24 protein-coding genes and 1 pseudogene are annotated in these 25,663 nt (G+C 71.2%); 16 read left to right on the forward strand and 9 right to left on the reverse strand.

From position 1 onward, the window contains the following. Window positions 1-77 precede the first annotated feature (77 nt). The 8 genes and pseudogenes from AB0M27_RS24050 (at window position 78) to AB0M27_RS24085 (ending at window position 8,502) form a co-directional block, all read left to right on the forward strand. A complete protein-coding gene (locus AB0M27_RS24050) occupies window positions 78-974 on the forward strand; it encodes a 5-dehydro-4-deoxyglucarate dehydratase (protein ID WP_365723947.1) in 897 nt (298 codons plus the stop codon). Continuing rightward, the gene (locus AB0M27_RS24055) at window positions 971-2,260 is read left to right on the forward strand and encodes a glucarate dehydratase family protein (protein ID WP_365723920.1); all 1,290 of its coding nucleotides are present in this window, start codon (window positions 971-973) and stop codon (window positions 2,258-2,260) included. Before AB0M27_RS24050 ends, AB0M27_RS24055 begins: the two co-directional genes overlap by 4 nt. An 82-nt stretch (window positions 2,261-2,342) precedes the next feature. Continuing rightward, window positions 2,343-3,482: a PfkB family carbohydrate kinase gene (locus AB0M27_RS24060; RefSeq protein ID WP_365723948.1), complete on the forward strand. Its 1,140-nt coding sequence runs from the start codon at window positions 2,343-2,345 to the stop codon at window positions 3,480-3,482. 677 nt (window positions 3,483-4,159) lie between these two features. Continuing rightward, on the forward strand, window positions 4,160-5,242 hold the full coding sequence (locus AB0M27_RS24065; RefSeq protein WP_365723921.1) for a PhoH family protein: 1,083 nt from the start codon (window positions 4,160-4,162) through the stop codon (window positions 5,240-5,242). A 12-nt stretch (window positions 5,243-5,254) separates the two neighbouring features. Beyond that, window positions 5,255-5,752, forward strand: a complete 498-nt coding sequence (ybeY, locus tag AB0M27_RS24070) for an rRNA maturation RNase YbeY (RefSeq protein WP_365723922.1) — start codon at window positions 5,255-5,257, stop codon at window positions 5,750-5,752. 9 nt (window positions 5,753-5,761) lie between these two features. Next, a complete protein-coding gene (locus AB0M27_RS24075; protein ID WP_365723923.1) occupies window positions 5,762-7,063 on the forward strand; it encodes a hemolysin family protein in 1,302 nt (433 codons plus the stop codon). Then, complete coding sequence (locus AB0M27_RS24080; protein WP_365723924.1) at window positions 7,060-7,419, forward strand: MmcQ/YjbR family DNA-binding protein; 360 nt, start codon at window positions 7,060-7,062, stop codon at window positions 7,417-7,419. The genes AB0M27_RS24075 and AB0M27_RS24080 overlap by 4 nt, the downstream gene beginning before the upstream one ends. Window positions 7,420-7,509: 90 nt before the next feature. Next, a pseudogene (locus AB0M27_RS24085) lies at window positions 7,510-8,502 on the forward strand (S66 peptidase family protein). Here the strand turns inward: AB0M27_RS24085 and AB0M27_RS24090 are convergent. Next, window positions 8,487-9,917, reverse strand: coding sequence for an MFS transporter (locus AB0M27_RS24090; protein ID WP_365723925.1), 1,431 nt, complete (start codon window positions 9,915-9,917; stop codon window positions 8,487-8,489). The pseudogene AB0M27_RS24085 and the gene AB0M27_RS24090 overlap by 16 nt on opposite strands. Before the next feature lie 109 nt (window positions 9,918-10,026). Here AB0M27_RS24090 and AB0M27_RS24095 point away from each other — a divergent pair, with 109 nt between their 5' ends. The 5 genes from AB0M27_RS24095 (at window position 10,027) to AB0M27_RS24115 (ending at window position 14,551) form a co-directional block, all read left to right on the forward strand. Then, window positions 10,027-10,887 carry a helix-turn-helix transcriptional regulator gene (locus AB0M27_RS24095; RefSeq protein ID WP_365723949.1) on the forward strand — a complete coding sequence of 287 codons (861 nt, stop codon included), beginning with the start codon at window positions 10,027-10,029 and terminating at the stop codon, window positions 10,885-10,887. Window positions 10,888-10,938: 51 nt separating this feature from the next. Further along, window positions 10,939-11,292, forward strand: a complete 354-nt coding sequence (locus tag AB0M27_RS24100) for a cytidine deaminase (protein ID WP_365723926.1) — start codon at window positions 10,939-10,941, stop codon at window positions 11,290-11,292. Between the two features lie 208 nt (window positions 11,293-11,500). Continuing rightward, window positions 11,501-11,977 carry a hypothetical protein gene (locus tag AB0M27_RS24105; protein ID WP_365723927.1) on the forward strand — a complete coding sequence of 159 codons (477 nt, stop codon included), beginning with the start codon at window positions 11,501-11,503 and terminating at the stop codon, window positions 11,975-11,977. Between the two features lie 152 nt (window positions 11,978-12,129). Next, entirely contained in the window at window positions 12,130-13,467 is a 1,338-nt protein-coding gene (locus AB0M27_RS24110; RefSeq protein WP_365723928.1) for a beta-xylosidase, read from the forward strand. Between the two features lie 73 nt (window positions 13,468-13,540). Continuing rightward, window positions 13,541-14,551 (forward strand): DUF916 domain-containing protein, encoded by a 1,011-nt coding sequence (locus tag AB0M27_RS24115; RefSeq protein ID WP_365723929.1) that lies wholly within the window; start codon window positions 13,541-13,543, stop codon window positions 14,549-14,551. Here AB0M27_RS24115 and AB0M27_RS24120 read toward each other — a convergent pair. Genes AB0M27_RS24120 through AB0M27_RS24130 form a run of 3 tightly spaced genes read right to left on the reverse strand, consistent with a single transcriptional unit; the run spans window position 14,469 to window position 16,505 of the window. After that, window positions 14,469-14,828: a hypothetical protein gene (locus AB0M27_RS24120; RefSeq protein WP_365723930.1), complete on the reverse strand. Its 360-nt coding sequence runs from the start codon at window positions 14,826-14,828 to the stop codon at window positions 14,469-14,471. The two genes, AB0M27_RS24115 and AB0M27_RS24120, sit on opposite strands and share 83 nt — an antisense overlap. Window positions 14,829-14,859: 31 nt before the next feature. Then, entirely contained in the window at window positions 14,860-15,198 is a 339-nt protein-coding gene (locus AB0M27_RS24125) for a P-II family nitrogen regulator (RefSeq protein ID WP_365723931.1), read from the reverse strand. Next, entirely contained in the window at window positions 15,195-16,505 is a 1,311-nt protein-coding gene (locus tag AB0M27_RS24130; RefSeq protein ID WP_365723932.1) for an ammonium transporter, read from the reverse strand. Before AB0M27_RS24130 ends, AB0M27_RS24125 begins: the two co-directional genes overlap by 4 nt. 151 nt (window positions 16,506-16,656) lie before the next feature. On the opposite strand from AB0M27_RS24130, the gene era reads away from it, so the two are divergent. Beyond that, window positions 16,657-17,610, forward strand: a complete 954-nt coding sequence (era, locus tag AB0M27_RS24135) for a GTPase Era (protein WP_365723933.1) — start codon at window positions 16,657-16,659, stop codon at window positions 17,608-17,610. On the opposite strand, the gene AB0M27_RS24140 is transcribed toward era, so the two are convergent. After that, the gene (locus AB0M27_RS24140) at window positions 17,607-18,461 is read right to left on the reverse strand and encodes a helix-turn-helix transcriptional regulator (protein ID WP_365723934.1); all 855 of its coding nucleotides are present in this window, start codon (window positions 18,459-18,461) and stop codon (window positions 17,607-17,609) included. The genes era and AB0M27_RS24140 overlap by 4 nt on opposite strands. A 123-nt stretch (window positions 18,462-18,584) precedes the next feature. Between AB0M27_RS24140 and AB0M27_RS24145 the strand changes: the two genes are divergently transcribed. Further along, a complete protein-coding gene (locus AB0M27_RS24145) occupies window positions 18,585-19,439 on the forward strand; it encodes an NAD(P)-dependent oxidoreductase (RefSeq protein ID WP_365723935.1) in 855 nt (284 codons plus the stop codon). Window positions 19,440-19,463: 24 nt separating this feature from the next. On the opposite strand, the gene AB0M27_RS24150 is transcribed toward AB0M27_RS24145, so the two are convergent. The 4 genes from AB0M27_RS24150 to AB0M27_RS24165 are packed head-to-tail and all read right to left on the reverse strand — an operon-like array spanning window position 19,464 to window position 23,480. Next, window positions 19,464-20,717, reverse strand: a complete 1,254-nt coding sequence (locus tag AB0M27_RS24150) for an MFS transporter (protein WP_365723950.1) — start codon at window positions 20,715-20,717, stop codon at window positions 19,464-19,466. Between the two features lie 36 nt (window positions 20,718-20,753). Then, the gene (locus AB0M27_RS24155) at window positions 20,754-22,067 is read right to left on the reverse strand and encodes a GH1 family beta-glucosidase (protein WP_365723936.1); all 1,314 of its coding nucleotides are present in this window, start codon (window positions 22,065-22,067) and stop codon (window positions 20,754-20,756) included. A gap of 57 nt (window positions 22,068-22,124) precedes the next feature. Continuing rightward, window positions 22,125-22,391, reverse strand: a complete 267-nt coding sequence (locus AB0M27_RS24160) for a protealysin inhibitor emfourin (RefSeq protein WP_365723937.1) — start codon at window positions 22,389-22,391, stop codon at window positions 22,125-22,127. Window positions 22,392-22,409: 18 nt separating this feature from the next. Beyond that, window positions 22,410-23,480 (reverse strand): M4 family metallopeptidase, encoded by a 1,071-nt coding sequence (locus tag AB0M27_RS24165; RefSeq protein ID WP_365723938.1) that lies wholly within the window; start codon window positions 23,478-23,480, stop codon window positions 22,410-22,412. 359 nt (window positions 23,481-23,839) lie between these two features. Here AB0M27_RS24165 and leuA point away from each other — a divergent pair, with 359 nt between their 5' ends. After that, the gene (leuA, locus tag AB0M27_RS24170) at window positions 23,840-25,561 is read left to right on the forward strand and encodes a 2-isopropylmalate synthase (protein ID WP_365723939.1); all 1,722 of its coding nucleotides are present in this window, start codon (window positions 23,840-23,842) and stop codon (window positions 25,559-25,561) included. Window positions 25,562-25,663: the final 102 nt, after the last annotated feature.

The raw sequence follows: 25,663 nt of genomic DNA on the forward strand, positions 1-25,663 counted from the left end.
CATCATTCATAAGGGGAGATGGTCAGGTGGGCGGCGATCCGAGTCCCGAGGGTGTGGCGCGGCGGCTGCGGGAGGGGATGGCGCGCGGGGTGCTGTCCTTCCCGCTCACCGCGTTCCACGACGACGGCTCCCTCGACCCCGACGGCTTCCGCGCCCATGTCGCCGGCCGGCTCGCCGCCGGGCCCGGCGCCGTCTTCCCGGCCTGCGGCACCGGGGAGTTCTTCTCACTGGACGAGGAGGAGTACCGGACCGTCGTCGCCATCACCGTCGAGGAGGCCGCCGGGCGCGTGCCGGTCGTGGCCGGGACCGGGTACGGCTGGGCGCAGGCCGCCCGGTTCGCGCGGATTGCCGAGGACGCCGGCGCCGACGCCCTGCTCGTGCTGCCGCACTACCTGGTCGACGCCCCGCAGGCCGGCCTCGCCGCCCAGCTGGAGCGGCTCGCCGAACGCGCCCGGCTGCCGCTGATCGCCTACCAGCGCGGCCAAGTCGCCTACACCGCCGATGCGTTGAAGCGCATCACGCGCATCCCGAACGTCATCGGCCTCAAGGACGGCCACAGCGACCTCGACCGGCTCCAGCGCCTCACCCTCGCCGCCCCCGACGGCTTCCTCTTCTTCAACGGCGCCGCCACCGCCGAGATCCAGGCCCGCGCATACGCCACCGTCGGCGTCCCCGCCTACTCCTCCGCCGTGCACGCCTTCGCCCCCGAGATCGCCGGTGGCTTCTTCACCGCCCTGCGGGACGCCGACCACGGGACCGTCGACAAGCTGCTGCGGGACTTCTACGTGCCGTTCGTGGAACTGCGCGACCGCGCACCCGGATACGCCGTGTCCCTGGTGAAGGCGGCGGCCCGGCTGCGCGGACAGCGCGTCGGACCCGTGCGCGCCCCGCTCACCGACCCCGCGCCCGCCGACCTCGCCGACCTCAAGGCCCTGCTCACCGCCGGACTCGACCTCGTAGGAGCCTCCCTGTGACCCGTGACCTGACCATCGCCGAGGTGCGGCTGACGCCGATCCTGGTCGCCGACCCGCCGCTGCTCAACACCCAGGGCGTCCACCAGCCGTACACCCCGCGGCTGATCGTGGAGATCGTCACCGCCGACGGGATCACCGGGCTCGGCGAGACCTACGGCGACACCAAGTACCTGGAACTGGCCCGCCCGACGGCCGAACGGCTCACCGGGCGCTCGGTCATGGATGTGAACAGTCTCTTCGGGATCGACCTCGGCGTGGACGAATCCCGGGTCCGGGAACAGGTGGACGCCGGCGGGTTGCGCGGCGTGCAGAGCGCCGACAAGCTCCGGCTGTCGGTGCTGTCCGCCTTCGAGGTCGCCTGTCTGGACGCCCAGGGCAAGGCACTCGGGCTGCCCGTGCACGCGCTGCTCGGCGGCAAGGTGCGGGACGCCGTCGAGTACAGCGCCTACCTGTTCTACAAGTGGGCCCGGCATCCGGAGGGCGTGCCGGCCGAACCGGACGAGTGGGGCGCCGCGCTCGATCCGGCCGGGGTCGTGGAGCAGGCGCGGAAGTTCAAGGAGCGGCACGGCTTCACGTCCTTCAAGCTCAAGGGCGGTGTCTTCCCGCCCGACGAGGAGATCGCGGCCGTACGGGCCCTCGCCGAGGCCTTCCCCGGCCATCCGCTGCGCCTCGACCCCAACGGTGCCTGGTCGGTCGAGACCTCGCTGAAGGTGGCGAAGGAACTCGGGGACGTCCTGGAGTACCTAGAGGACCCGACGCTGGGCACGCCCGCGATGGCCGAGGTGTCCGCCGGGACCGACGTGCCGCTCGCCACCAACATGTGCGTGACCACCTTCGGGGAGATCAAGGAGGCGTTCACGCGCGACGCCGTGCAGGTCGTGCTCTCCGACCACCACTACTGGGGCGGGCTGCGCAACACCCAGCGGCTCGCCGCGATCTGCGCCGCCTTCGGAGTCGGGGTGTCCATGCACTCCAACACCCATCTGGGCATCAGCCTCGCGGCGATGACCCAGGTCGCGGCCACGGTCCCCGGGCTTCACCACGCGTGCGACTCCCACTACCCCTGGCAGTCCGAGGACGTCCTCACCGTACGGCCGGCGTTCCGGGGCGGGAGGGTCGAGGTCTCCGACGCCCCCGGCCTCGGGGTCGAGCTCGACCGGGACGAACTGGACCGGCTGCACCGGCGGTGGGCCGAGGACGACGGCTCGCTGCGGGACCGCGACGACGCGGCCGCGATGCGGGTGGCCGAACCGGGCTGGCGGCAACCGGTGATGCCCCGCTGGTAACACCCTGTGCGACGGGCTGATTGGTGCACACTGGCCAGATCCGCACCATGCCAGGGAGCGCACCGTGACCCCGTCGCACAGGATCACCGGAGAGGAACCGGAACACCTCACCCCGGCCGCGCGCTGTCAGGCCCAGGTCGACCCGCTCGCCGTGCTGCGCGGGCCCGGGGACCCGCCCTGGGACGTCTATCTGACGGGCACGGTCTTCCTCGACATCATCTTCACCGGTCTGGACTCGGCGCCCGTGCGCGGCACCGAGTCCTGGGCCCGGGGCATGGGGTCCAGCCCCGGTGGGGTCGCCAACATGGCCACGGCCCTGGCCCGGCTCGGTCTGAAGACCTCCCTGGCGGCGGCCTTCGGGGACGACCACTACGGCGAGTACTGCTGGGACGCGCTCGAACAGGGCGAGGGCATCGATCTGTCGAGGTCGCGGACCGTGCCCGGCTGGCACTCGCCGGTGACGGTGTCCATGGCGTACGAGGGTGAGCGGACGATGGTGTCCCACGGGCACGAGCCGCCGCCGGAGGCCGTGCTCATCCAGGAGCGGGCCGCGGACTGCCCGCCCCGTGCGCGTGCTGCCGTGGCCTCCCTGACGCCGGGTGCGCCCGCGCCGTGGATCGCGCAGGCCGCGCGGAAGGGGACCCGGATCTTCGCCGACGTCGGCTGGGACGAGACCGGGGCGTGGGATCTCGCCGGGCTCGCCGATCTGGAGCACTGCGAGGCGTTTCTGCCGAACGCGGAGGAGGCGAAGCGGTACACCGGGGCCGACTGTCCGCGGCTCGCCGCGCATGCCTTGACCGAGTACGTGCCGGTGGCTGTGGTGACCCTGGGCTCGGAGGGGGCGTACGCCGTGGACCGGCGGACGGGGGAGGCGGCGGAGGTGCCGGCGATCGCCGTGGAGGCGCTGGATCCGACGGGGGCCGGGGACGTGTTCGTCGCCGGGTTCGTGACGGGGTCCCTGGCGGGGTGGCCGCTGGCGGACCGGCTGGCCTTCGCGGGGCTCACCGCCGCGCTGTCCGTGCAGGAGTTCGGGGGGTCCTTGTCGGCGCCGGGGTGGTCGGAGATCGGGGCGTGGTGGCGCCGGGTGCAGTCCGTGCCGGGGCAGGAGCCGACGGCGCTTCGCCGGTACGGCTTCCTGGACGCGCTGGTTCCGGAGGAACTGGACCGGCCGTGGCCGTTGCGCCGCGCAGTGCCCACGATCGGCTTCCGCCGGTCCAGCTGACCACCCCGGGGGCTGAGCCCCCCGGACCCCCGCTTGCCCACCCACCCGTCTTGGCCGGCTGTGAAGTGGCCCCCGGGGGGGGTTCGGCTCAGGCTGTTGGGAAGTGGCTCGCGGCGGGGACGTCTCGGCCGGCCGTGAAGTGGCCCCCTGGCGGTTTCGGTTCGGTCGGCTGGGGAGTGGTCGTCCCCGGCGGGTTTGGCTCGGGCGGTTGAGGAGTGCCCCGGCGGGGGCGTGGGTGAGTCCGGCTCGGCCGGCTGGGAAGTGGCCCCCCGGGGGGGCTGGCTCAGGCGGTTGGGAAGTGGCTCGTGGCGGGGGCGGGCGGGGGTGGGGACGTCTTGGTCGGCTGGGAAGTGGCGCCCTGGGGGTTTCGGCTCGGTCGGGTGGGAAGTGGTCGTCCCCGGCCGGTCCGGCTCGGGTGGTTGAGATGTGGGCCCCGGCGGGGCGGGCGGGAGTGGGTCTGGCTCGGGTGCCTGGGGCGTGGCCCCCGGCGGGGTGGGTGCGGCTCGGGCGGTTGAGATGTGCCCCCTGTGGGGCCGGCGGTGGTCAGGTCGGCTGAGGAGGAGGCCGTGTAAAAGCCCTACGGGCTTGTCTGTGCACCGTCGTACTCTTGAATCGCGAGGCCGCCCTCAGCTACGCGGCCGTGACGAGGAGGAAGCGCAGGCCTTCAGAGCCGGCCCATGACACAGACACCCACAGCTCACACCACCCCCGCGCAGGAGCAGGCGAGAGCGCAGTTGACCGTCCCCGCCCAGCACCCCATGGTGACCGTGCTGGGTTCTGGCGACTCCCTTCTGCGTGTGATCGAGAGGGCCTTCCCGGCGGCCGACATACACGTCCGGGGCAATGAGATCAGCGCGGTCGGCGACCCCGCCGACGTCGCTCTCATTTCGCGCGTGTTCGACGAGATGATGCTGGTGCTCCGCACCGGGCAGCCGATGACGGAGGACGCAGTGGAACGCTCGATCGCCATGCTCAAGGCGAGCGAGAACGGGACGAGCGACGGGCCCGAGACCCCGGCGCAGGTGCTGACGCAGAACATCCTGTCCTCGCGGGGCCGGACCATCCGCCCGAAGACCCTCAACCAGAAGCGGTACGTCGACGCGATCGACAAGCACACGATCGTCTTCGGCATCGGACCCGCCGGTACCGGCAAGACCTACCTGGCCATGGCCAAGGCCGTACAGGCCCTGCAGTCCAAGCAGGTCAACCGGATCATTCTCACCCGGCCGGCGGTGGAGGCGGGGGAGCGGCTCGGGTTCCTGCCCGGCACGCTGTACGAGAAGATCGATCCCTACCTGCGTCCGCTGTACGACGCGCTGCACGACATGCTCGACCCGGACTCCATCCCGCGGCTGATGGCGGCGGGGACGATCGAGGTCGCGCCGCTCGCGTACATGCGTGGCCGGACTCTGAACGACGCCTTCATCATTCTCGACGAGGCGCAGAACACGAGCCCCGAGCAGATGAAGATGTTCCTCACCCGCCTCGGCTTCGACTCGAAGATCGTGATCACCGGTGACGTGACGCAGGTCGACCTGCCGAACGGCACCAAGAGCGGTCTGCGGCAGGTGCAGGAGATCCTGGAGGGCGTCGAGGACGTCCACTTCTCCCGGCTGTCGTCCCACGATGTCGTACGGCACAAGCTGGTGGGCCGTATCGTCGACGCGTACGAGTTGTACGACAGCCAGCACGGCACCGAGAACGGCACCCACAAGGGCGGCCGCGGCAGGACCGGCGCCAAGGCTCCCAAGGGGAAGTAGACCAGCACGACCATGTCGATCGACGTCAACAACGAGTCCGGTACCGAGGTCGACGAGCAGGCGATCCTCGACATCGCCCGCTATGCACTCGCGCGGATGCGCATCCACCCGCTCTCCGAGCTCTCGGTGATCGTCGTGGACGCCGACGCCATGGAGCAGCTGCACATCCAGTGGATGGACCTGCCGGGTCCGACCGATGTCATGTCGTTCCCGATGGACGAGCTGCGGCCGCCGGCCAAGGACGACGACGAGCCGCCGCAGGGGCTGCTCGGCGACATCGTGCTGTGCCCGGAGGTCGCCGCCAAGCAGGGGGCGGAGGCCCCGACGCAGCACTCCATGGACGAAGAGCTCCAGCTGCTCACCGTGCACGGGGTGCTGCATCTGCTGGGATACGACCACGAGGAGCCGGATGAGAAGGCCGAGATGTTCGGGCTCCAGGCCGCCATCGTGGACGGATGGCGCGCCGAGCGCGGGCTGACCGGGCCGTCCCCGGCGCCGACCGTCTCGTAAGCGGGCCGTATGTCTCCGCAGATCGTGATCGGCGCGATCGCGCTGGTCGTCGTCGCCTGGCTCGCCGCCTGCGCGGAGGCGGGCCTCGCCCGGATCTCCAGTTTCCGGGCCGAGGAGGCCGTCAAGTCCGGCCGCCGCGGCAGCGCCCGGCTGGCCCAGGTCGCCGCCGACCCCACCCGCTATCTGAACGTGGCCCTGCTGGTCCGCGTCGCCTGCGAGATGGCGGCCGCGGCCCTGGTGACCTACGCCTGCCTGGCGGCTTTCACCGACACCTGGCAGGCCCTGCTGGTCGCCATCGGGGTCATGGTCCTGGTGTCGTACGTCGCCGTGGGGGTGTCCCCGCGGACCATCGGCCGCCAGCACCCCCTCAACACCGCGACCGCGGCGGCGTACGTGCTGCTGCCGCTGGCCCGGATCATGGGCCCGATCCCGTCCCTGCTCATCCTCATCGGTAACGCCCTCACCCCGGGCAAGGGCTTCCGGCGCGGCCCCTTCGCCTCCGAGGCCGAGCTGCGCGCGCTGGTCGACCTCGCCGAGAAGGAGTCGCTGATCGAGGACGAGGAGCGCCGCATGGTGCACTCGGTCTTCGAGCTGGGCGACACGCTCGTCCGCGAGGTCATGGTGCCGCGCACCGACCTGGTCACCATCGAGCGCTTCAAGACCATCCGGCAGGCCCTCACCCTCGCCCTGCGCTCCGGGTTCTCCCGGATCCCGGTCACCGGCGAGAGCGAGGACGACATCGTCGGGATCGTCTATCTGAAGGACCTGGTCCGCAAGACGCACATCAGCCGGGAGACGGAGGGCGACCTGGTCTCCACCGCCATGCGCCCGGCCGCCTTCGTGCCGGACACCAAGAACGCCGGTGACCTGCTGCGCGAGATGCAGAAGGAACGCAACCACGTCGCCGTCGTCATCGACGAGTACGGCGGCACCGCCGGCATCGTCACCATCGAGGACATCCTCGAGGAGATCGTCGGCGAGATCACCGACGAGTATGACCGGGAACTCCCGCCGGTCGAGGACCTCGGCGACGACCGCTTCCGGGTCACCGCCCGCCTGGACATCACCGACCTCGGCGAGCTGTACGGCCTGGAGGAGTACGACGACGAGGACGTGGAGACCGTCGGCGGACTGCTCGCCAAGGCCCTCGGCCGGGTGCCCATCGCGGGCGCGTCCGCCGAGGTCGAGCTGCCCGACGAGCGCCGGCTGAAGCTGACCGCGGAGGCCGCGGCCGGACGCCGGAACAAGATCGTGACGGTCCTGGTGGAACCCGTCCCCGTGCCGGCAGCCGAGAAGGCGAAACCCGAGTGACCCCCGAGAAGCTGCGCGCCTTCTGCCTCTCCTTCAACGCCGCGGCGGAGGACTTCCCGTTCAGGCCCGAGATCTCGGTCTTCAAGGTGCTGGGCAAGATGTTCGCCCTGACGAACCTGGACGCGCGGCCTCTCACGATCAACCTCAAGTGCGACCCGGAGGACGCGATCCGGCTGCGCGGGGAGCACGAGGGCCTGATCATCCCCGGATATCACATGAACAAGCGGCACTGGAACACCGTCACGGTCGACGGCGGGCTGCCCGAGCGGCTGGTGAAAGAGCTGATCGAGGACTCGTACGACCTCGTCGTCGCCGGATTGCCGAGGGCGGAGCGGTTGCGGCTGGACCGGCCGTAAATCCGGTTGCCCGGGGCGATCGGCGCGCGGTGGGACCCCCGTGTGACGATCAGAGGTCCGCGTCCCCTGCGCCCCGGTGACCGCGTCGGTGTGACCTCTCCCTCCAGCGGAGTGGCCACGGAACTCCGGGGGCGGCTCGATGTCGCGATGCGGGAGATCGAGTCACATGGGTACGAGGTGGTCGTCGGCCGGTGCATGGACGGCTCGGCCCACTTCAGCGCGCCGGCCGTCGAGCGCGCGGCCGAGCTGACCGGCATGCTGACCGATCCGGGGATCCACGCCGTCGTGCCTCCCCCAAGTGCCTTAAAGGGCCTGGGGGACCCCTAGGGGGCGGGGAGACGGCGATCGATCTGCTGCCGCTGCTCGACTTCGAGGCGATCCGGCGGGCCGAGCCGACCTGGGTCGTCGGCTACTCGGACATGCCGACCGTCACACCCCGCTGACGGCAGTCGCCGCCGTCCACGGGAGCAACCTCATGGACATGCCCTACCGGACGCCGGACGGGCTGTTGTCCTGGCTGGACACGGTGGCCGCGCCGCAGGGGGAGCCGTTCGGTCAGACACCGCCGGCCGGTACCGGTCCGGCGGCTGGGACGACTGGGCCCGGAACCCGCAGATCCGTGACCTGACCCTGGACGCCGAGGGCACCTGGACCCGGCTCGACGGTAGCGGGGACGTGGACGTCGAGGGCCGGCTGATCGGCGGGTGCATCGAGACCCTCGCCAACCTCGCGGGGACGCCGTACCTGGACACCTCGTCCTTCGCCGCCGGTGAGCCGCTGCTCGTCTACGTCGAGGCCTGCGAGGACAACGCGGTCACCATCTGCCGCAGCCTGCACGGCATGCGCCTCAACGGCTTCTTCGACCGTGCCGCCGCCGTCCTCGTCGGCCGCACCCACGCCCCCGCCGGCCGCACCCTCACCCAGCACGAGGCCGTGCTCGACGCCCTCGGCGCGCTCGGGGTGCCGATCGCCGCCGATGTCGAGTGCGGGCATGTCGCCCCCTGCCTTCCGCTGGTCAACGGTGCGCGCGGCCGTGTGGTGCACACGGCCGCGCGGAGCGAGATCGTTCAGACCCTGGGCTGACGCCCGCGCAGGCCCAGTCCGACCAGGACCGCGGCGGCGAGGACGATCGCGGCGTCCAGGGCGAGGACCGTGTGGACGCCGGTCAGCAGGTCGCCGGAGGCGGTGGCCAGGACGCCCAGCAGCGGGATGCCGACCGTGATGCCGACCTGCTGGGTGGAGGTCACCAGACCGGTGGCCAGGCCCTGCTCCTCGTCCGGGACACCGGAGGTGACGGTCAGGCCGTACGAGATGATCGCGCCCAGGTGGCACATGCTGGCCAGGGACACCGCCGCCGTGGCGAGCCAGACCGACCAGACGTGGGAGTTCAGCAGGAGCAGCGTCGCGATCAGCGCGCCCTGGCCGGTCAGCGAGCCGACCAGGGTGCGGCGGGCGCCGAAGCGGCCGATCACCTTCGGGGCGAGCGAGCCGGCGACGGCCGACAGCACGCCCTGCACGCCGAAGACCAGGCCCGTCTCGAAGGCCGACAGGCGCAGGATCTCCTGCAGGTAGAGGGTCAGGACGAAGATCACCGTCGACATCATCGAGAAGGTGACCAGGCCGCCGACGTTGCCCCAGGCCACCGTGCGGCGGCGCAGCATGGGCAGGGAGACGAGCGGGGCGGTCGTACGGGATTCGACGACCGTGAACGCGGCCAGCAGGAGCAGGCCGGCGACCAGGGTGGTGAGGACGTCCGGGCGGCCGAAGCCGTGGTCGGCGGCCGTGGACAGGGCGTAGATCAGGGACAGCAGGCCGGTGGTGACGGTGACCGCGCCGGGCACGTCCAGACGCGGGCGCTCCGGGGTGCGCGACTCCGGCAGCAGGCCCGGGGCCAGCGGCAGCACGATCAGCGCGAACACCGACAGCAGGGCCATCGTGGAACGCCAGCCGAGCGCGTCCGTCAGCACACCGCCCGCGACCATGCCGATGGTGAAGCCCAGCGACAGCAGCGTGCCGGAGATGCCGAGGGCGCGGTCGCGGGCCGGGCCCTCCGGGAAGGTGGTGGTCAGCAGGGACATGCCCGTCGGGACGATCGCCGCCGCGCCGAGGCCCTGCAGCGCGCGTGCGGTGAGGAAGGACGCCGGGTCCCAGGCCAGGGTCGCCAGCAGCGAGGCCGCGCCGAACAGGGCCAGGCCGGTCAGGAACAGCTTGCGGCGGCCGTACAGGTCGCCGATGCGGCCGAAGAGGAGCAGGAAGCCGCCGGACGGCAGCGCGAACGCGGTGACCGCCCACTGCAGGGCCGAGCGGCTCATGCCGAGGTCGGTGCCGAGCTCGGGCAGGGCCACGTTCAGGACGGAGAAGTCCAGCGCGACCATGAACTGGGCCGCGCACAGCACGAACAGGACGAGCTTGTCGCGCGTCGACAACCGGGGCGGCCGGGGGGTGTCGAGCGGTGTGCCCGTGGAGGTGGTGGTCTGGGTGGTGGTGTCGATCGCCATGTCCTGAGCTTCGGGCGAGCGGAATACCGGTGGGGAGTCGGAACTTATGGTGGTGGTGGCACCACCAGACACGACGGGGGAGGAGCGGTACGTGCCTGCTGCGGGGGCGATGAAGAGCGAACGGCGCAACGAGCTGCGCGAGTTCCTGATGAGCCGGCGGGCCCGGGTCAGCCCCGAGGAGGCCGGACTGCCCGTCGGCGGCGGCCGGCGCCGTACGCCCGGACTGCGCCGGGAGGAGGTCGCGGTGCTCGCCGGGGTGGGCGCCTCCTGGTACCAGTGGCTGGAGCAGGGGCGGGAGATCTCCGTCTCCCCACAGGTGCTCGACGCCGTCGCCCGGGTGCTGCGGCTGAGCGACGCCGAGCGCCGGCACCTGTACCTGCTGGCCGGGATGAACCCGCCGGCGCCCGAAGTGGCGCCGGAGAAGCGGGACATGTGCGACGGGCTGCGGCGGCTGATCGACACCTGGATGCCGTATCCGGCGCACATCATGGACCTGTACTACAACTGCGTGATGTACAACGACGCGGCCGCGATCGTGCTCGGCATGCGGCCGGACATCACACAGAACTGTCTCGTCGACTTCTTCACCGATGCGCTCTACCGGTCGCGCAGCCACAGCTGGGAGCAGAACGCGCGTACGGTCGTGGCGCAGTTCCGGGCGGCGTGTGCGGCGCGGCCGGAGGACGAGGGGTTCCGGGCGGTGCTCGCCGAGGTGAGCGAGGCCAGCGCCGAGTTCCGGGCGATGTGGGCCGAGCGGGACATCGAGGACCAGGGGCAGATCCGCAAGGAGCTGGACCATCCGCTGGCCGGGCTGCTGGTCGTGGAGTCGACGGTGATGAAGGTGCCGGCCCGGCCCGATCTGATGATCGTGCTGCACACTCCGCTGGACGAGGCGAACACCGCGGCGAAGCTGGAGTGGCTGGCCTCTCCGGAGGGGCGCCGGGGCGCGATGTACCCCGTGGCGGGGTGACGCGGTACCCCGTGGCGGAGTGGGCGGGCTGTGGCTTCGTATGCTCTGGGCATGACCGAGAGCAACGCGCTTGACCCCGAGGACCGCAAGATCGTGACCCTGGCCCGTTCCGTGCGGGTCCGCAACGGCGTGCCGGAGGGGGCGGCGGTACGGGACGAGACGGGGCGTACGTATGTCGCCGGGTCGGTTTCGCTGCCCTCGCTGCGGCTGAGCGCGCTGCGTACCGCCGTCGCCATGGCGGTGGCGTCGGGGGCGGGCACCTTGGAGGCGGCGGCGGTCGTGAGTGACGCGGAGTCCGTGGCCGACGAGGACTTGGCCGCGGTGGCCGACCTGGGGGGTGCGGGGACGCCGGTGTTGCTGGCCGGGCTCGACGGGGTCGTGCGGGTCACCGTTTCCGCCGGCTGACGTACCGAAGCACCGGCCGAACGAAAGGTCGGCTGGAATTCAGCCTTGTTGGCTCCCTGCCCCTGCGCATCAATAAAACCGTACGTTTCCGACGGGCCGTCAGATCCGCACCGCCCGCGCAGTGTGTCCGCACCCGCCTGCCCGGGCCTCCCCGCCCGTCGGAGTCCCCCCACATCGCACTCCCCACACGAAAGGGAAGCGGATTCCCATGAGAGGCAAGCGCACGGCAACGGGTGCGGCACTGGCCGCCGGGGCCCTCGCGGTCACCGGACTCGCCTTCGCACCCTCCGCGGCCGCCGTCACCCCACAGTCGGCGACCATCAACGCGAACTGCGGTGTCTACGGCGGCGGTGCGGCCACGCTCACGGCCACCCAGAGCGGCACCTCGGCCACCATCACGATCACGTCCTCAGCGATCACCGTGCCGGTCGCGGTGTCCCAGGACTCGGTCTCGTCCACCCTCGCGCTCGTGAAGGGCAGCGGCGGCACCAGCGTCTTCAGCGGCAAGAAGAACCCGGCCATGGCGGCCGGTTCCACCGTCACCGTCGGCCCGCTCAGTGGCACCGCGGCCTCCGGTGACAGCCTGGAGGCGTACGGCGGCTCGCTGAAGATGACCGTCTTCGGGATCACCATCACCTGCACGGCGACCGCCAAGCAGTCACCCGGCCCGTTCGTCTTCGACTGACTGAACTGAGCGATCTGTTCCGGATGCCGCAGAAACTGATGATCCGTCAGATTTCTGCGGCATCTCCATTGACTTCTCACCCCCGCTCCACATCAATGCCCCCTGTCGGCGCAGATGAGCCGCTGCGCCCGCAACCCTCAGGAGGGGGCCCCATGGGTTCGACACCCCCAAGACCACGAAGATCCCGACGGTGGCGCTGGGCGTCCCTGTTCGGGGCGACCGCCCTCGTGGTCACCGCGGGCGGCGCGCTGGCCTGTCCGGCCGGTGCCGCCGGCACGAACGTGGACTTCGCCACGCACTGCATCCCGCCCGCCGTCGCGGGCATCCCGCCGATCGACGGCACCACGACCGCCGCCGTGTCGGTGGACAACGTCAGCCCCAAGGTCGGCGACACCGTCACCGTGACCTACGCCGTGGTCACGGCCGCCGCCAGCAACCCCACCGACCTGGCCCTGCCCGCCGACATCATGACCCCGACCGGGAAGGTGACCCTCGGCGGCGCACAGACGGGGGACGTGACCGTCGCCGGGCCGAAGAAGAACCCGCCGGTGCCGGGGAAGGCCGCGTTCCCGTCCTTCTCCATGACCGGCACGTTCACCGTCACCAAGGCCGGGCAGATCACCCTCTCGCCCGGCGACTACAACATCCACACCAGCTACATCCTGGAGCTGGACACGCCGTGCACGGTCACCAATCCGCCCGCCCCGGTGTCCCAGACCGTGACCGCCACCGCCGGGACCCCGGCCAACACCCGTACCATCTCACTGAGTTCGGCCTCGGGAGACCCGGGCGCCGGTGTGACCGTCACCGGCAGCAACTTCACGCCGGGCGCCACCGTCATCCTGGCCGGACGGTCCGGGGGCACCCAGACCGCGGACACCGCGACCGTGACAGCGAACACCCAGGGCTCCTTCAGCGGTTCCCTCGTCGTCAACGACAAGACGACGACCGGGATCGTGGCCTACGAGGGCGGCTCCTGGAGCGCGGACAAGGGCGCGGGCCCCGCAGCTTACGTCGTCAACGACAACACCCCGGTTCCGCCCGGCAGCCAGAAGCTGACCACCACCGTCAAGGCGGGCACGCTGTCCATGTCCCAGGCCGGGGACTCCGTCGCGCTGTCGGCGGTCGACTTCGGCAAGGGCGGGGCCTCGACCGGCAAGCTGCAGACGGTGACCGTGCAGGACTTCCGCGGCGGGCCCGCGGGCTGGTCCCTGACCGGCAAGGTCACCGACTTCGCCGGTCCCGGCGGCAGGATCGACGCCGGGAAACTGAGCTGGACCCCCGCGTGCGCGACCAAGGCGGGCAGCCCCAGCACCTGCAAGGCCGGCTCGGCGGGCGCCGTGGGCGCCTCGGGAGCGACCCTCGCGTCGACCTCCGACGGCACGCTCACCGGCGGTGAGTTCACCGTCGACGCCGGACTCTCCCTGGACGTACCGGCGTTCACGCCTCCGGGCGCGTACTCCGGCGTGCTCACACTGACGCTCACCTGAGCGTGCGGGCGTCCGCACCCGCCCGTTCCTCTGTCTCCCGCCCCTGTCTTCCGTCCGTGGGGGGTCCGCACCCATGCGCAAGCTGTACGTCCTCCTCCTGGCCCTGATGCCGGCATGGCAGGCCACGCCCGCCCACGCCGCCGACAACGGCAGCTGGTCCGTCTACCCGGTCGCCTCGAAGATCGCCGCGCGGCCCTACTTCTACCTCTCCGCCGACCCCGGCCAGACCCTCACCGACAAGGTCGCCGTCAAGAACAGGACCGGCGGGCCGCTCACCTTCCGCCTCTACGCGGCCGACGCCTACAACACCGCCCGGGACGGCGGTTTCGCCGTGCGGACCGTCAAGGAGCACATGCTCGGGGTGGGCGCCTGGGCCCGGCTCGCGAAGTCCCGGGTCACCGTGCCCGGCCATACGACCGTCACCGTGCCCTTCACCCTCCGCGTCCCGCAGGGTGCCCAGCCCGGTGATCACCCGGGTGCCGTCGTCGCCCTGGACGAGCGCGTCGACCCCGGCAGCGGGCGGCTCGCGCTCGGCGTGCAGCGGGCCGTCGGCGCGCGGGTCTACCTCCGGGTCAGCGGGCCCACGCTGCCCGCGCTCTCCGTGGGGCAGCTGCACATAACCCACCACCAGCCCCTGATCCCGGGGTTCGGCACCGGCACGGCGACCGTCTCCTACACCCTGCGCAACACCGGAAACGTCACCCTCGACCCCAAGGTGGAGCTGAGGGCACGCGGGCTGTTCGGCCGTACTCTGCTCGACCGCGAGCTGACCCGGGTGCCGTCCGAGCTGCTGCCGGGGCAGCGGGTCCGGCTCACCGAGACCTGGTCCGGCGCGCCCCAACTCGACCGGGCGGACGTGACGTTGACCGCGAGCGCCACCGGCACCCGGCAGTCGGCGAGCGCCTCCTTCCTCGCGCTGCCGTGGCTGCTCGCCGGGGTCGTGTTCGTGGCCGGAGTGGTGACCGGAGCACTGCTGGTCAGGGCGCGTCGGGCACGGGCCGTCAGTCACGGCCGAGGGCGCGGCGCAGTCTCCCCTTCCTCGGCGCGGGGCGCTCGACGGGAGGAGGCTCCGTCGAGGAGATGAGCTGCGCGACGGTCAGTCGGGCGTACTGCGTTCGCGTGACGGCCTCGTCGGAGTTGGTGAACCACCACGAATCCGTGATCTCCAGCAACCAGCTCGTCTCGGAGACGCGGAACACGAGGCGGCCGTAGCCGGAGCCGATGGGGGAGAGCCGATCCGTGTACGTGAGGCTCAACTCCTCGGCACGCGCCAGGGCCTGTTCCCGGCCGCCCTCCACATGCACCTTGTCCTTCAGGAGCCAATTGTCGTCGCTGTACCCGTTGTTCGTCTCGACGAGCACGTACCATCCGCCCCCCACGACAGCCCCCGGCTCAGAGGGCGTCCGGACCGCGCTCGCCGGTCCGCACCCGTACGACGGTCTCCACGGGCACGGCCCACACCTTCCCGTCCCCGATCTTCCCCGTCTGCGCGGCCCTGACGATCGCGTCGATGACGGCGTCGGCGTCCGCGTCCTCGACCACGACCTCGATGCGCACCTTCGGCACCAGGTCGACCCGGTACTCGGCACCCCGGTACACCTCGGTGTGGCCGCGCTGGCGGCCGTAGCCGCTCGCCTCGGTCACGGTCAGCCCGTGCACACCCAGCTCCTGCAGGGCGGTCTTGACCTCGTCCAGACGGTACGGCTTGACGATCGCGGTGATGAGCTTCATGCCTGGGACTTGACCTTCTGAGCGGAGGGGAGGACGGAGTGGGCGACCGGGGCGCCGTGCCCCAGGACCCCGTGATCGTAAGCCGTCTCGGCGTGCACCGTAAGGTCCAGGCCGGTGTGCTCCTGCTCCTCGCTCGCGCGGAAGCCCAGCGCCTTGTCGAGCAGCTTGCCGAGGCCGAGCGTCACCGCGAAGGCGTAGACGGCCACGACCACCACGGCGAGCGTCTGCCTGCCGAGCGGGGCCAGTCCGCCGCCGTAGAAGAGGCCCTCCGTGCCGCCGGTCATCGCCTTCTCGGCGAACAGGCCGATCAGCAGGGTGCCGATGACGCCGCCGACCAGGTGGACGCCGACGACGTCCAGGGAGTCGTCGTAGTTCAGCTTGAACTTCCAGCTCACGGCGTAGGAGCAGACGACACCGGCGGCGAGGCCGACGACCAGCGCGCCGAGCAGGGAGACCGTGCCGCACGACGGGGTGATCGCGACCAGGCCGGCGACCGCTCCGGAGGCGGCGCCCAGGGTGGTGGCGTGACCGTCGCGCCTCTGCTCGACGAAGAGCCAGCCCAGCAGGCCGGTGCAGCCGGCGGCCAGGGTGTTCAGGAAGGCGGCCGCGGCGAGGCCGTTCGCGCCGAGCGCGCTGCCCGCGTTGAAGCCGAACCAGCCGAACCAGAGCAGACCGGCGCCGAGGATCACCATGGGCAGGTTGTGCGGGCGCATGGCGTCCTTCTTGAACCCGAGCCGGGGCCCGAGGACCAGGCACAGGGCGAGCCCGGAGGCGCCGGAGGTGATCTCGACGGGCAGACCGCCCGCGAAGTCGAGCGCGCCGAGCGTGCCGGCTATCCAGCCGCCCGGGCCCCACACCCAGTGGGTGATCGGAACGTATACCAGGAGGGTCCAGACCGGGACGAAGACCAGCCACGCCGAGAAGTTCGTGCGGTCCACGACCGCACCGCTGATCAGGGCGGCGGTGATGATCGCGAAGGTGAGCTGGAAGGTGGCGAAGAGGAGGGTGGGGACGGTGCCGTGCACGCTGGCCGGACCGAGGTGCGCCATTCCGGCGTGGCCGAGTCCGCCGATCAGCCCGCCGCCGATGTCGTCACCGAAGGCGAGGGAGTAGCCGGCCGCCAGCCACACCACCGTGACCAGGGCGATCGACACGAAGCTCATCATCAGCATGTTGAGGACGCTCTTCGTGCGGACCATGCCGCCGTAGAACAGGGCCAGGCCCGGCGTCATCAGCAGGACGAGGGCGGTCGCGGCGAGCAACCAGGCGGTGTCGCCGGTGTTCACGTGCGCGGCGGCGAATGTCACGGGCGTCTCCAACGGGTGGGCGGGCTCGTCAGAGGGTCACCGGTGAGCGTTTCCGGTTGCGTACGGGTGTGTTTCCGTGACGTTTCATTGCCTGAGGGTTACCGAAACCTCACGGTACGGCGGGGCTCGTGGATCAGGGACAATGAACGGCATGAGCGTTCGTACCCAGTCATCCGAGCAGCCGGCCGAGGCCGTCCACCGCGCCGGCTTCGCCTGCTTCGTGGGCCGTCCCAACGCGGGCAAGTCCACCCTCACGAACGCTCTGGTCGGGCAGAAGGTGGCGATCACGTCCAACCGGCCGCAGACCACCCGGCACACGGTCCGGGGCATCGTGCACCGGCCCGACGCCCAGCTGATCCTGGTCGACACCCCCGGCCTGCACAAGCCGCGCACGCTGCTCGGAGAGCGACTGAACGACGTGGTCCGTACGACCTGGGCCGAGGTCGACGTGATCGGCTTCTGTCTGCCGGCGGACCAGAAGATCGGTCCGGGCGACCGCTTCATCGCCAAGGAACTCGCCGGGATCAAGAAGACCCCGAAGGTCGCGATCGTCACCAAGACCGACCTGGTCGACTCCAAGGCCCTCGCCGAGCAGCTGATCGCGATCGACCAGCTGGGCAAGGAGCTGGGCATCGAGTGGGCGGAGATCGTGCCGGTGTCGGCGGTGGGCTCCAAGCAGGTGGACCTCCTGGCCGACCTCCTGATCCCGCTCCTGCCGGAGGGCCCGGCCCTCTACCCCGAGGGCGACCTCACCGACGAGCCCGAGCAGGTCATGGTGGCCGAGCTGATCCGCGAGGCCGCGCTGGAGGGCGTGCGGGACGAGCTGCCGCACTCCATCGCCGTCGTCGTGGAGGAGATGCTCCCCCGCGAGGACCGCCCCGCGGACCGTCCCCTCCTGGACATCCACGCCAACGTCTACATCGAACGCCCCAGCCAGAAGGGCATCATCATCGGCCCCAAGGGCAAGCGCCTGAAGGAGGTCGGCATCAAGTCCCGCAAGCACATCGAGGCACTGCTGGGCACGCCGGTCTTCCTCGACCTGCACGTCAAGGTCGCCAAGGACTGGCAGCGCGACCCGAAGCAGCTTCGCAGGCTCGGTTTCTAACCGGCGGCACGCTGGGGGGTCATGTCCTGCAGGCCCACCACCCTCAGCAACTGCAGCCGCTCGTACGACTCCGTGCCCGGGCGGGCCGTGTGGAGGACGAGGTGGTGGCGGTGGTCGTCGGTCAGGAGGATCTCGCAGTCGAGTTCGAGGAGGCCCACGACCGGGTGCCGGAAACGCTTCGTCGCGCCGCGCCGTACCGCCACCTCGTGTTCGTCCCAGAGGCGGGCGAACTCCTCGCTGGCGCCGCGGAGTTCGTTCACCAGCCCGGCCGGTTCGGGGTCGTCGGGGCGGGCTGCGGCCACCGCGCGCAGGTTCGCCACGTGCTGACGCGCGTGGTCCGCCACGTCCTCCGGAGGGAAGAGCTCGCGTCCCGCCGGGTCCAGGAAGAAGCGGCGGACCAGGTTGCGTTCGCGCGCCGGGCGGGCCAGCGCGTCTCCTGAGAGAGCCCTGGACAGCGCGTTCTGCGCCAGCACCTCCCCGCAGTCCGTCACCACCAGCGCCGGCGCGTCGTGCAGCCGGTCCAGGACCAGCAGCAGCCCGGGCCGGACATGGGGGGAGGTCGTCTCCCGGCGGGGCGGCTCCTCGCCCGCCAGGTGGAAGAGGTGGTCCCGTTCGTCGTCGGTCAGGCGCAGCGCCCGGGCCAGTGCCGTGAGCATCTGGCGGGAGGGGCGCGGGCCCCGGCACTGTTCCAGCCGGGTGTAGTAGTCGACCGACATACCCGCCAGCGACGCCACCTCCTCCCGCCGCAGGCCCGGGGTGCGGCGGCGGGCGCCGGGCGCGAGTCCCACGTCGGTCGGGTCCAGGCGGGCACGGCCACGGCGCAGGAAGTCGGCGAGTTCGGCTCGGTTCACCTCTTCAGGGTGGAGCAGAAGGCAGGGATTATCCAGGGAGTGCCAGTCCCCTGATCGGGAGGTCCCTTCCGCCTCTCGCGGCCCCGTTCGACAGTGGTGGCACCACGTCGAGAGGAGCAGAAGATGTTGACACTGGTGACGGGCACCACGGGACAGGTCGGCCGGCGCTTCGTGCCGAGGCTGCTGGCCCAGCGGCAGCCGGGCGAGCAGGTACGGGTCCTGGTGCGGGACACGGCGCGCGGCGAGGCCTTCGCGGACCTGGGCGCCCAGGTCGCCGTCGGCGATCTGCGGGACGAGGAGACGCTCGGCAAGGCGCTCGCCGGGGTGGACGCGGTCGTGAACATCGCGGCGTCCTTCCGCGGGGTGCCGGACGAGGAGGCGTGGGCCGTCAACCGGGACGCTGCAGTGGCCCTGGGCCGCGCCGCGCTCGCCTCCCGCGTGCGGCGCTTCGTGCAGGTCAGCACGGGTCTCGTGTACGGCGTCGGGCGGGGCCGCCCGCTGACCGAGGACGACGAGACCCGGCCCGGCGGCGCGATGTGGGGCGCGTATCCCGAGTCCAAGGCGGCGGCCGAGCGGGAGCTGCTCGCGCTGGAGGGCATGGAGGTGCGCGTCGGCCGGCTCCCCTTCGTCTACGGAGACGGCGACCCGCACCTCGCCCAGTCCCTGCGCTGGGCCACGCACTGGGCGTCCACCCAGCGGCTGCACATGGGCCACCACGCCGACGTCGCCCAGGGGCTGCTGCGCCTGCTGTACGCACCGGCGGTCAGCGGCCCGGTCTACAACATCGCCGACGACGCCCCCGTCACGGCGGTCGAGCTGCACCGGCTCAACGGCGCCGAGCTGCCCGCCGACATGCACACCCGGACCGACCCCGACCCGTGGCTGGGGGTCATGTCCACCGAGCGGATCCGCCGGGACCTCGGCTTCCGGCCCCTCTACCCGACCGTCTGGTCCGCCCGCGACGCCGGAGTCCTCTGAGCCACCCAGGCCCTGTCCAGTCGACTAGTCGACTCCCCTGATCCGCCCCACCAGCACCGCCCCCGCCAGCCCGATCACCGCCGCCACCAGGTACAGCACCCGGTAGCCGCCCAGGTAGGTCACGATCGGCGCCGCCAGGGCGGGGGCCGCCACCTGGGGCAGGGCGTTGGCAACGTTGATGACTCCCAGATCCTTGCCCCGGTCCAGCGCCTTCGGCAGGACGTCCGTCATCAGCGCGAAGTCGACGGAGGTGAACACGCCGAAGCCGACGCCGAGGACGGCCGCCGCCACGAGCGCGCCGGGCCAGGTCTGCCAGCCGGCCAGGGCCGCCGTCGCCACCGCCATCAGCACGCCCGACCAGACGACGAACGGCTTGCGCCGGCCCACCCGGTCCGACCAGACGCCGCCCGCCACGACCGTCGCCATCAGCGTCAGGCTGTTCACGGCCGTCAGGATCAGCACACCCCGGTCGGGGTCGGCGTGGTGCAGGCGGTCCCGCAGGTAGTAGAGGAGGTACAACAGCACCAGCGAGTTGCTGAGGTTGATCAGCAAGCGGGTCAGCCAGGCCCAGCCGAGGTCGGGGTAGCGGCGCGGGCTCAGCCAGAAGCCCGCGAGGAAGCCGCGCCAGGACCACGGCGGCCGGTCATCGGCCGACAGCCGCAGATCCGGATACCGCAGGACGTACGGCAGCACACCCGCCGCCGTGAACACCGCGCACGCCGCATACCCGGCCCCCACTCCGCCCGCCACGGTCGCGAGTCCCGTGCCGCCGACCACGCCCAGGATCTGTGCCGCCCCCAACCAGCCGCCCACCGCGCCCCGTTGGCGCCGGGGCACCCGGTCCGGCACGGCCGCCGTCACCGCAGCGAACGCCGCGTTCAGCGTGAGCTGCACCAGGCACCAGCCCACCGCCATGGACCACACTCCGCGCGCCTGGGCGAGCAGCAGCAGGGACAGCGCGCCGCCCGCCGCCCCGGCCACGATCCACGGCGTACGGCGGCCGGGGCGGGCGGTCGTACGGTCGGACAGGGCGCCGAAGAGCGGGTTGGCGAACAGGGAGACCAGCGCGCCGGCGCCGGTCACCCAGGCCAGCATCGTCTCCTTGGACATCCCGGAGCCGGGTGCGAAGTCCCCCGCCTGGGAGGCGAGCAGGATCTGCAGCGGGCCGAACCAGCCGACCCAGATCGCACCGTTGGCCAGCGAGAGGGCCGCCGTCCAGCCCCGGCCGACCGGCTCGACGGGCTCGGCCAGCGCGGCCGGGGCCCAGGCCGTGGTCATCTCCGTGCCGTCATCCTGCGCGGTCATCCCAGGCCGTCATCTCTGGGCCCGGAGCATGTCCCGGAACCAGTGGTAGGAGGCCTTCGGGGCGCGCTTCAGCGACGTGTAGTCCACGTGCACCAGGCCGAAGCGGCGCTGATAGCCCTCGGCCCACTCGAAGTTGTCCATCAGGGACCACACGAAGTAGCCGCGCACGTCCACACCGGCCTCCATGGCGGTGTGCAGGGCGCGGATGTGGGCGTCCAGGTAGGCGATGCGGTCCTGGTCGTCGAGGCCGTCGTAGGAGCAGCCGTTCTCGGTGATGACGATCGGCGGGAGCTTGTCGCCGTAGGCCTCGCGGAAGCCGCACAGCAGCTCGGTGAGGCCTTCGGGGACGATCGGCCAGCCGAAGTCGGTCACCGGCCGGCCCTCGATCTCCCTGACCGAGAAGGGGAGTTCGGCGGGCAGCGCCAGACCGCCGTACTCGCTGCCGGTGCCGCCGGGCGCCCCCACCCGAGTCGGCGCGTAGTAGTTGATCCCGTACCAGTCGACGGGTTCGGCGATGATCTTCAGGTCCTCGTGCACGTCGCCCGGCATCAACTCACCCATGCCGTCCGGGTATTGGCCGAGGACGACCGGCTCGGCGAACAGGCGGTTGAGCAGGACGTCGTAGAAGCCGGCCGCCTCCACGTCGGCCGGTTCGGCGGAGGCGGGCCAGGTGGGGCCGTGGGAGTTGGCGATGCCGATGTCCGTCGCCCCGGCCGCGCGCAGGGCCCGTACCGCGAGACCGTGGGCGAGGAGCTGGTGGTGGGCGACCGGCAGCGCGTCGAAGAGGAGCTGCCGGCCCGGGGCGTGGGCGCCGAGGGCGTGGCCGAGGAGGGTGTGCTCGGCGGGCTCGTTGAGGGTGATCCACTTGGTGACGCGGTCGCCGAGCCGTTCGGCCACGACGGAGACGTACTCGGCGAACCGGTCCGCCGTGTCCCGCTGGAGCCAGTCCAGGGAGGCGGGCAGGTCCCAGTGGAAGAGGGTGGGCACGGGCCGTACGCCCGCCGCGCACAGCTCGTCCACCAGGCGGTCGTAGAAGTCCAGGCCGCCGGGGGAGTTGACGCGGGGCCAGGAGATCGAGAAGCGGTACGCGTCCACGCCGAGGCCGGCCAGGAGCGCCACGTCCTCCCGGTGGCGGTGGTAGTGGTCGCAGGCGACCGCCGCCGTCGAACCGTCCTTCACCCGCCCCGGCTCGGCCGTGAACACGTCCCACACGGACGCCTCGCGCTCGTCCGCCGCTCCTTCGATCTGATGGGCGGAGGTCGACACACCCCACAGGAAGCCGGCCGGGAACCGAGGTATCGGATTGCCTGCGTCAGTCGCCATGGCCGGATCATCCTTACCCCCGGTAACGGAAGTCAACGCCCCGGCGGAAACCCGTCCTTACGCCCCTTCCTTCAGCACCCTCGTGATCAACTCCCGCTGCTCCTCGGTGAGTCGGGGATCAGCCGCGTACACCGTGCGGCCGTCCACCGTGATCTCGTACCGGAAGCCGTCCGGGACGCCGGCCGGCGGCGTGCCCCGGCCGGACGCGAGGACGCGTTCGGCCAGGGTGTGCCACGCATGGGCGTCGGGCCGGCCCGAGGTGTCCACCTCGGCCCGGCGCTCGATGCCCGCGAACCCGCCTGTGCGCCTCACCTGAATCCGCATGGGCTCAGTGTCGCAGTACTACAGCGTCCGCACCCCGACCTGTTCCCACGCCTTCTGCACGGCCTGGAGTTCGTCCCCGGCGCCGTACCGCTCCCGGGCCGCCTTCACCGTCAGCGTGGCGAAGTCGGCGAACAGAGCGTCGCTCTTCAGCTCGCCGCCGGTGAGCACGTCGTACCAGATCTGCCCGGCCTTCTCCCAGGCGTTGCCGCCGATGGCCGTGGCGACCAGGTAGAAGGCGTGGTTGGGGATGCCCGAGTTGATGTGCACGCCGCCGTTGTCGCGGCCGGTGCGGACATAGTGGTCCATGGTCGCCGGCTGCGGGTCCTTGCCCAGGTTCGGGTCGTCGTACGCGGTGCCCGGGGCCTTCATCGAGCGCAGCGCGGTGCCATGGACGTGCGGGGCGAGCAGGCCCGCGCCGATCAGCCAGTCGGCCTCGTCGGCGGTCTGGCCGAGGGTGTACTGCTTGATCAGCGAGCCGAAGACATCCGAGACCGACTCGTTGAGCGCGCCGGACTGGCCGAAGTAGTCCAGGTTCGCGGTGTGCTGGGTGACGCCGTGGGTCAGCTCGTGGCCGATGACGTCGACCGGGATGGTGAAGTCGAGGAAGATCTCGCCGTCGCCGTCCCCGAACACCATCTGCTCGCCGTTCCAGAACGCGTTGTCGTAGTTCTGGTCGTAGTGGACGGTGGCGTCGAGCGGCAGCCCGTTGTCGTCGATGGAGTGCCGGCCGTAGGCCTTCAGGTACAGCTCGAAGGTGGCGCCGAGGCCCGCGTAGGCGCGGTTGACGGTGGCGTCCGAGACCGGGTCGGAACCCTCCGCGCGGACCTGCGTACCGGGCAGGTCCTGGGTGTGCTGGGCGTCGTAGATCGTGCGGTGCGGCTGGTCCGCGGCGGCGCCCGCGGGCGCGGCGACGGAAGGCGCGCCGATGACCGTGGTCAGGCGGCGCTTGGTGCGCTGGTAGGCGTCGTGCTCCAGGGACCGGCGGGCCGGGCCGGAGAGCGCGGAGTCCTCGGCTCGGGCGAGCTTGTCGAGGACGTGCGGCGGCACGATCGTGCAGAAGACGGGCTCGAAGCCCCCGTTGGTCGTCATGACTGGCACCATTGCACTCAGTGACACCGGTGTCACTAGCGGCCACCATGATTGGTGAAATACCGGGACAGGAGCGCGACGCTCCGTGACGGTGTGCTAGGGCGATGTGGTGCGGCGCACCTTTTGTCTCTTTTGTGACCACGGTCCCGCATACTGAAACGCGTCCCCGTGTCCGGGGCGGCTCGGATAGGCTGCGACGCATCATGCGTTTCGGGCTGCTTCTCCTTAGCTGCCGCGGCGAGGGCCTGTAGTCACAAGGCCGACTCCCTCCCCGCGGAGCTCTGGCGTTGCGTCGTCGGCCGTCCACCCCGGACATCCGGATCTCCGATCATCCGGACACCCTGAGGAGCCCACGCATCATGGCCAACCGCCAGCAGCCCAGTTCCATGCCGATCCACAAGTACGGCCGCTACGAGCAGGTGGACATCCCGGACCGCACCTGGCCGCAGCAGCGCGTCACCGCCGCCCCCCGCTGGCTCTCCACCGACCTGCGTGACGGCAACCAGGCCCTGATCGACCCGATGTCGCCCGAGCGCAAGCGCCGGATGTTCGACCAGCTGGTGAAGATGGGCTACAAGGAGATCGAGGTCGGCTTCCCCGCCTCCGGCCAGACCGACTTCGACTTCGTGCGCTCGATCATCGAGGAAGAGGGTGCGATCCCCGACGACGTCACGATCTCCGTACTGACCCAGGCCCGCGAGGACCTGATCGAGCGGACCGTGGAGTCCCTGAAGGGCGCCAGGCGGGCTACGGTCCACCTGTACAACGCGACGGCTCCCGTGTTCCGCCGGGTGGTCTTCCGCGGCTCCAAGGACGACATCAAGCAGATCGCGGTGGACGGCACCCGCCTGGTGATGGAGTACGCCGAGAAGCTGCTGGGCCCCGAGACCGAGTTCGGCTACCAGTACAGCCCCGAGATCTTCACCGACACCGAGCTGGACTTCGCGCTGGAGGTCTGCGAGGCGGTCATGGACGTCTACCAGCCGGGCCCGGGCCGCGAGATCATCCTCAACCTGCCCGCCACCGTGGAGCGTTCGACCCCGTCCACGCACGCGGACCGCTTCGAGTGGATGCACCGCAACCTCTCCCGCCGCGAGTACGTCTGCCTGTCCGTCCACCCGCACAACGACCGGGGTACGGCCGTGGCGGCGGCCGAGCTGGCCCTGATGGCCGGCGCCGACCGCGTCGAGGGCTGCCTGTTCGGGCAGGGCGAGCGCACCGGCAACGTCGACCTGGTCACCCTGGGCATGAACCTGTTCTCCCAGGGCGTCGACCCGCAGATCGACTTCTCCGACATCGACGAGATCCGTCGTACGTGGGAGTACTGCAACCAGATGGAGGTCCACCCGCGCCACCCGTACGTGGGCGACCTGGTCTACACGTCCTTCTCCGGCTCCCACCAGGACGCCATCAAGAAGGGCTTCGACGCCATGGAGGCCGACGCCAAGGCCAAGGGCGTCACGGTCGACGACATCGAGTGGGCGGTGCCGTACCTGCCGATCGACCCCAAGGACGTCGGCCGCTCCTACGAGGCCGTCATCCGAGTCAACTCCCAGTCCGGCAAGGGCGGTATCTCCTACGTCCTGAAGAACGACCACAAGCTGGACCTGCCGCGCCGGATGCAGATCGAGTTCTCCAAGCTCATCCAGGCGAAGACGGACGCCGAGGGCGGCGAGATCACGCCGAAGGAGATCTGGGCGGTCTTCCAGGACGAGTACCTGCCTAACCCGGACAACCCCTGGGGCCGCATCCAGGTCCGCACGGGCCAGTCGACCACGGACACCGACGGCGTGGACACGCTCACGGTCGAGGCGACAGTGGACGGCGAGGACACCGTCCTGACCGGTACCGGCAACGGTCCGATCTCGGCCTTCTTCGACGCCCTGCAGTCCATCGGCATCGACGTACGCCTGCTGGACTACCAGGAGCACACGATGAGCGAGGGCGCCTCCGCGCAGGCCGCCTCCTACATCGAATGCGCGATCGACGGCAAGGTCCTGTGGGGGATCGGCATCGACGCGAACACGACGCGTGCGTCGCTGAAGGCGGTCGTCTCGGCCGTCAACCGCGCCGCCCGCTGACCCCTCTGACCGGGAGTTTCGGGGCCCCGGCCGCCGTATACGGCGGCCAGATTTCTCCCGCCTTCCCGGACCGAACGCGGACCTGTGGGACTGGCAGCTGCT

The organism is Streptomyces sp. NPDC052107 (assembly GCF_040680215.1).
Taxonomy (GTDB): Bacteria; Actinomycetota; Actinomycetes; order Streptomycetales; family Streptomycetaceae; genus Streptomyces.

Bases quoted from the DNA above. Each gene is read 5' to 3' on its own strand.
- AB0M27_RS24050 (WP_365723947.1), top strand. From the start codon at position 78: ATGGCGCGCGGGGTGCTGTCCTTCCCGCTCACCGCGTTCCACGACGAC.
- AB0M27_RS24065 (WP_365723921.1), top strand. From the start codon at position 4,160: ATGACACAGACACCCACAGCTCACACCACCCCCGCGCAGGAGCAGGCG.
- ybeY (WP_365723922.1), top strand. From the start codon at position 5,255: ATGTCGATCGACGTCAACAACGAGTCCGGTACCGAGGTCGACGAGCAG.
- AB0M27_RS24075 (WP_365723923.1), top strand. From the start codon at position 5,762: ATGTCTCCGCAGATCGTGATCGGCGCGATCGCGCTGGTCGTCGTCGCC.
- AB0M27_RS24090 (WP_365723925.1), bottom strand. From the start codon at position 9,917: ATGGCGATCGACACCACCACCCAGACCACCACCTCCACGGGCACACCG.
- AB0M27_RS24095 (WP_365723949.1), top strand. From the start codon at position 10,027: ATGAAGAGCGAACGGCGCAACGAGCTGCGCGAGTTCCTGATGAGCCGG.
- AB0M27_RS24100 (WP_365723926.1), top strand. From the start codon at position 10,939: ATGACCGAGAGCAACGCGCTTGACCCCGAGGACCGCAAGATCGTGACC.
- AB0M27_RS24105 (WP_365723927.1), top strand. From the start codon at position 11,501: ATGAGAGGCAAGCGCACGGCAACGGGTGCGGCACTGGCCGCCGGGGCC.
- AB0M27_RS24110 (WP_365723928.1), top strand. From the start codon at position 12,130: ATGGGTTCGACACCCCCAAGACCACGAAGATCCCGACGGTGGCGCTGG.
- AB0M27_RS24115 (WP_365723929.1), top strand. From the start codon at position 13,541: ATGCGCAAGCTGTACGTCCTCCTCCTGGCCCTGATGCCGGCATGGCAG.
- AB0M27_RS24125 (WP_365723931.1), bottom strand. From the start codon at position 15,198: ATGAAGCTCATCACCGCGATCGTCAAGCCGTACCGTCTGGACGAGGTC.
- era (WP_365723933.1), top strand. From the start codon at position 16,657: ATGAGCGTTCGTACCCAGTCATCCGAGCAGCCGGCCGAGGCCGTCCAC.
- AB0M27_RS24145 (WP_365723935.1), top strand. From the start codon at position 18,585: ATGTTGACACTGGTGACGGGCACCACGGGACAGGTCGGCCGGCGCTTC.
- AB0M27_RS24150 (WP_365723950.1), bottom strand. From the start codon at position 20,717: ATGACCACGGCCTGGGCCCCGGCCGCGCTGGCCGAGCCCGTCGAGCCG.
- AB0M27_RS24155 (WP_365723936.1), bottom strand. From the start codon at position 22,067: ATGGCGACTGACGCAGGCAATCCGATACCTCGGTTCCCGGCCGGCTTC.
- AB0M27_RS24160 (WP_365723937.1), bottom strand. From the start codon at position 22,391: ATGCGGATTCAGGTGAGGCGCACAGGCGGGTTCGCGGGCATCGAGCGC.
- AB0M27_RS24165 (WP_365723938.1), bottom strand. From the start codon at position 23,480: ATGACGACCAACGGGGGCTTCGAGCCCGTCTTCTGCACGATCGTGCCG.
- leuA (WP_365723939.1), top strand. From the start codon at position 23,840: ATGGCCAACCGCCAGCAGCCCAGTTCCATGCCGATCCACAAGTACGGC.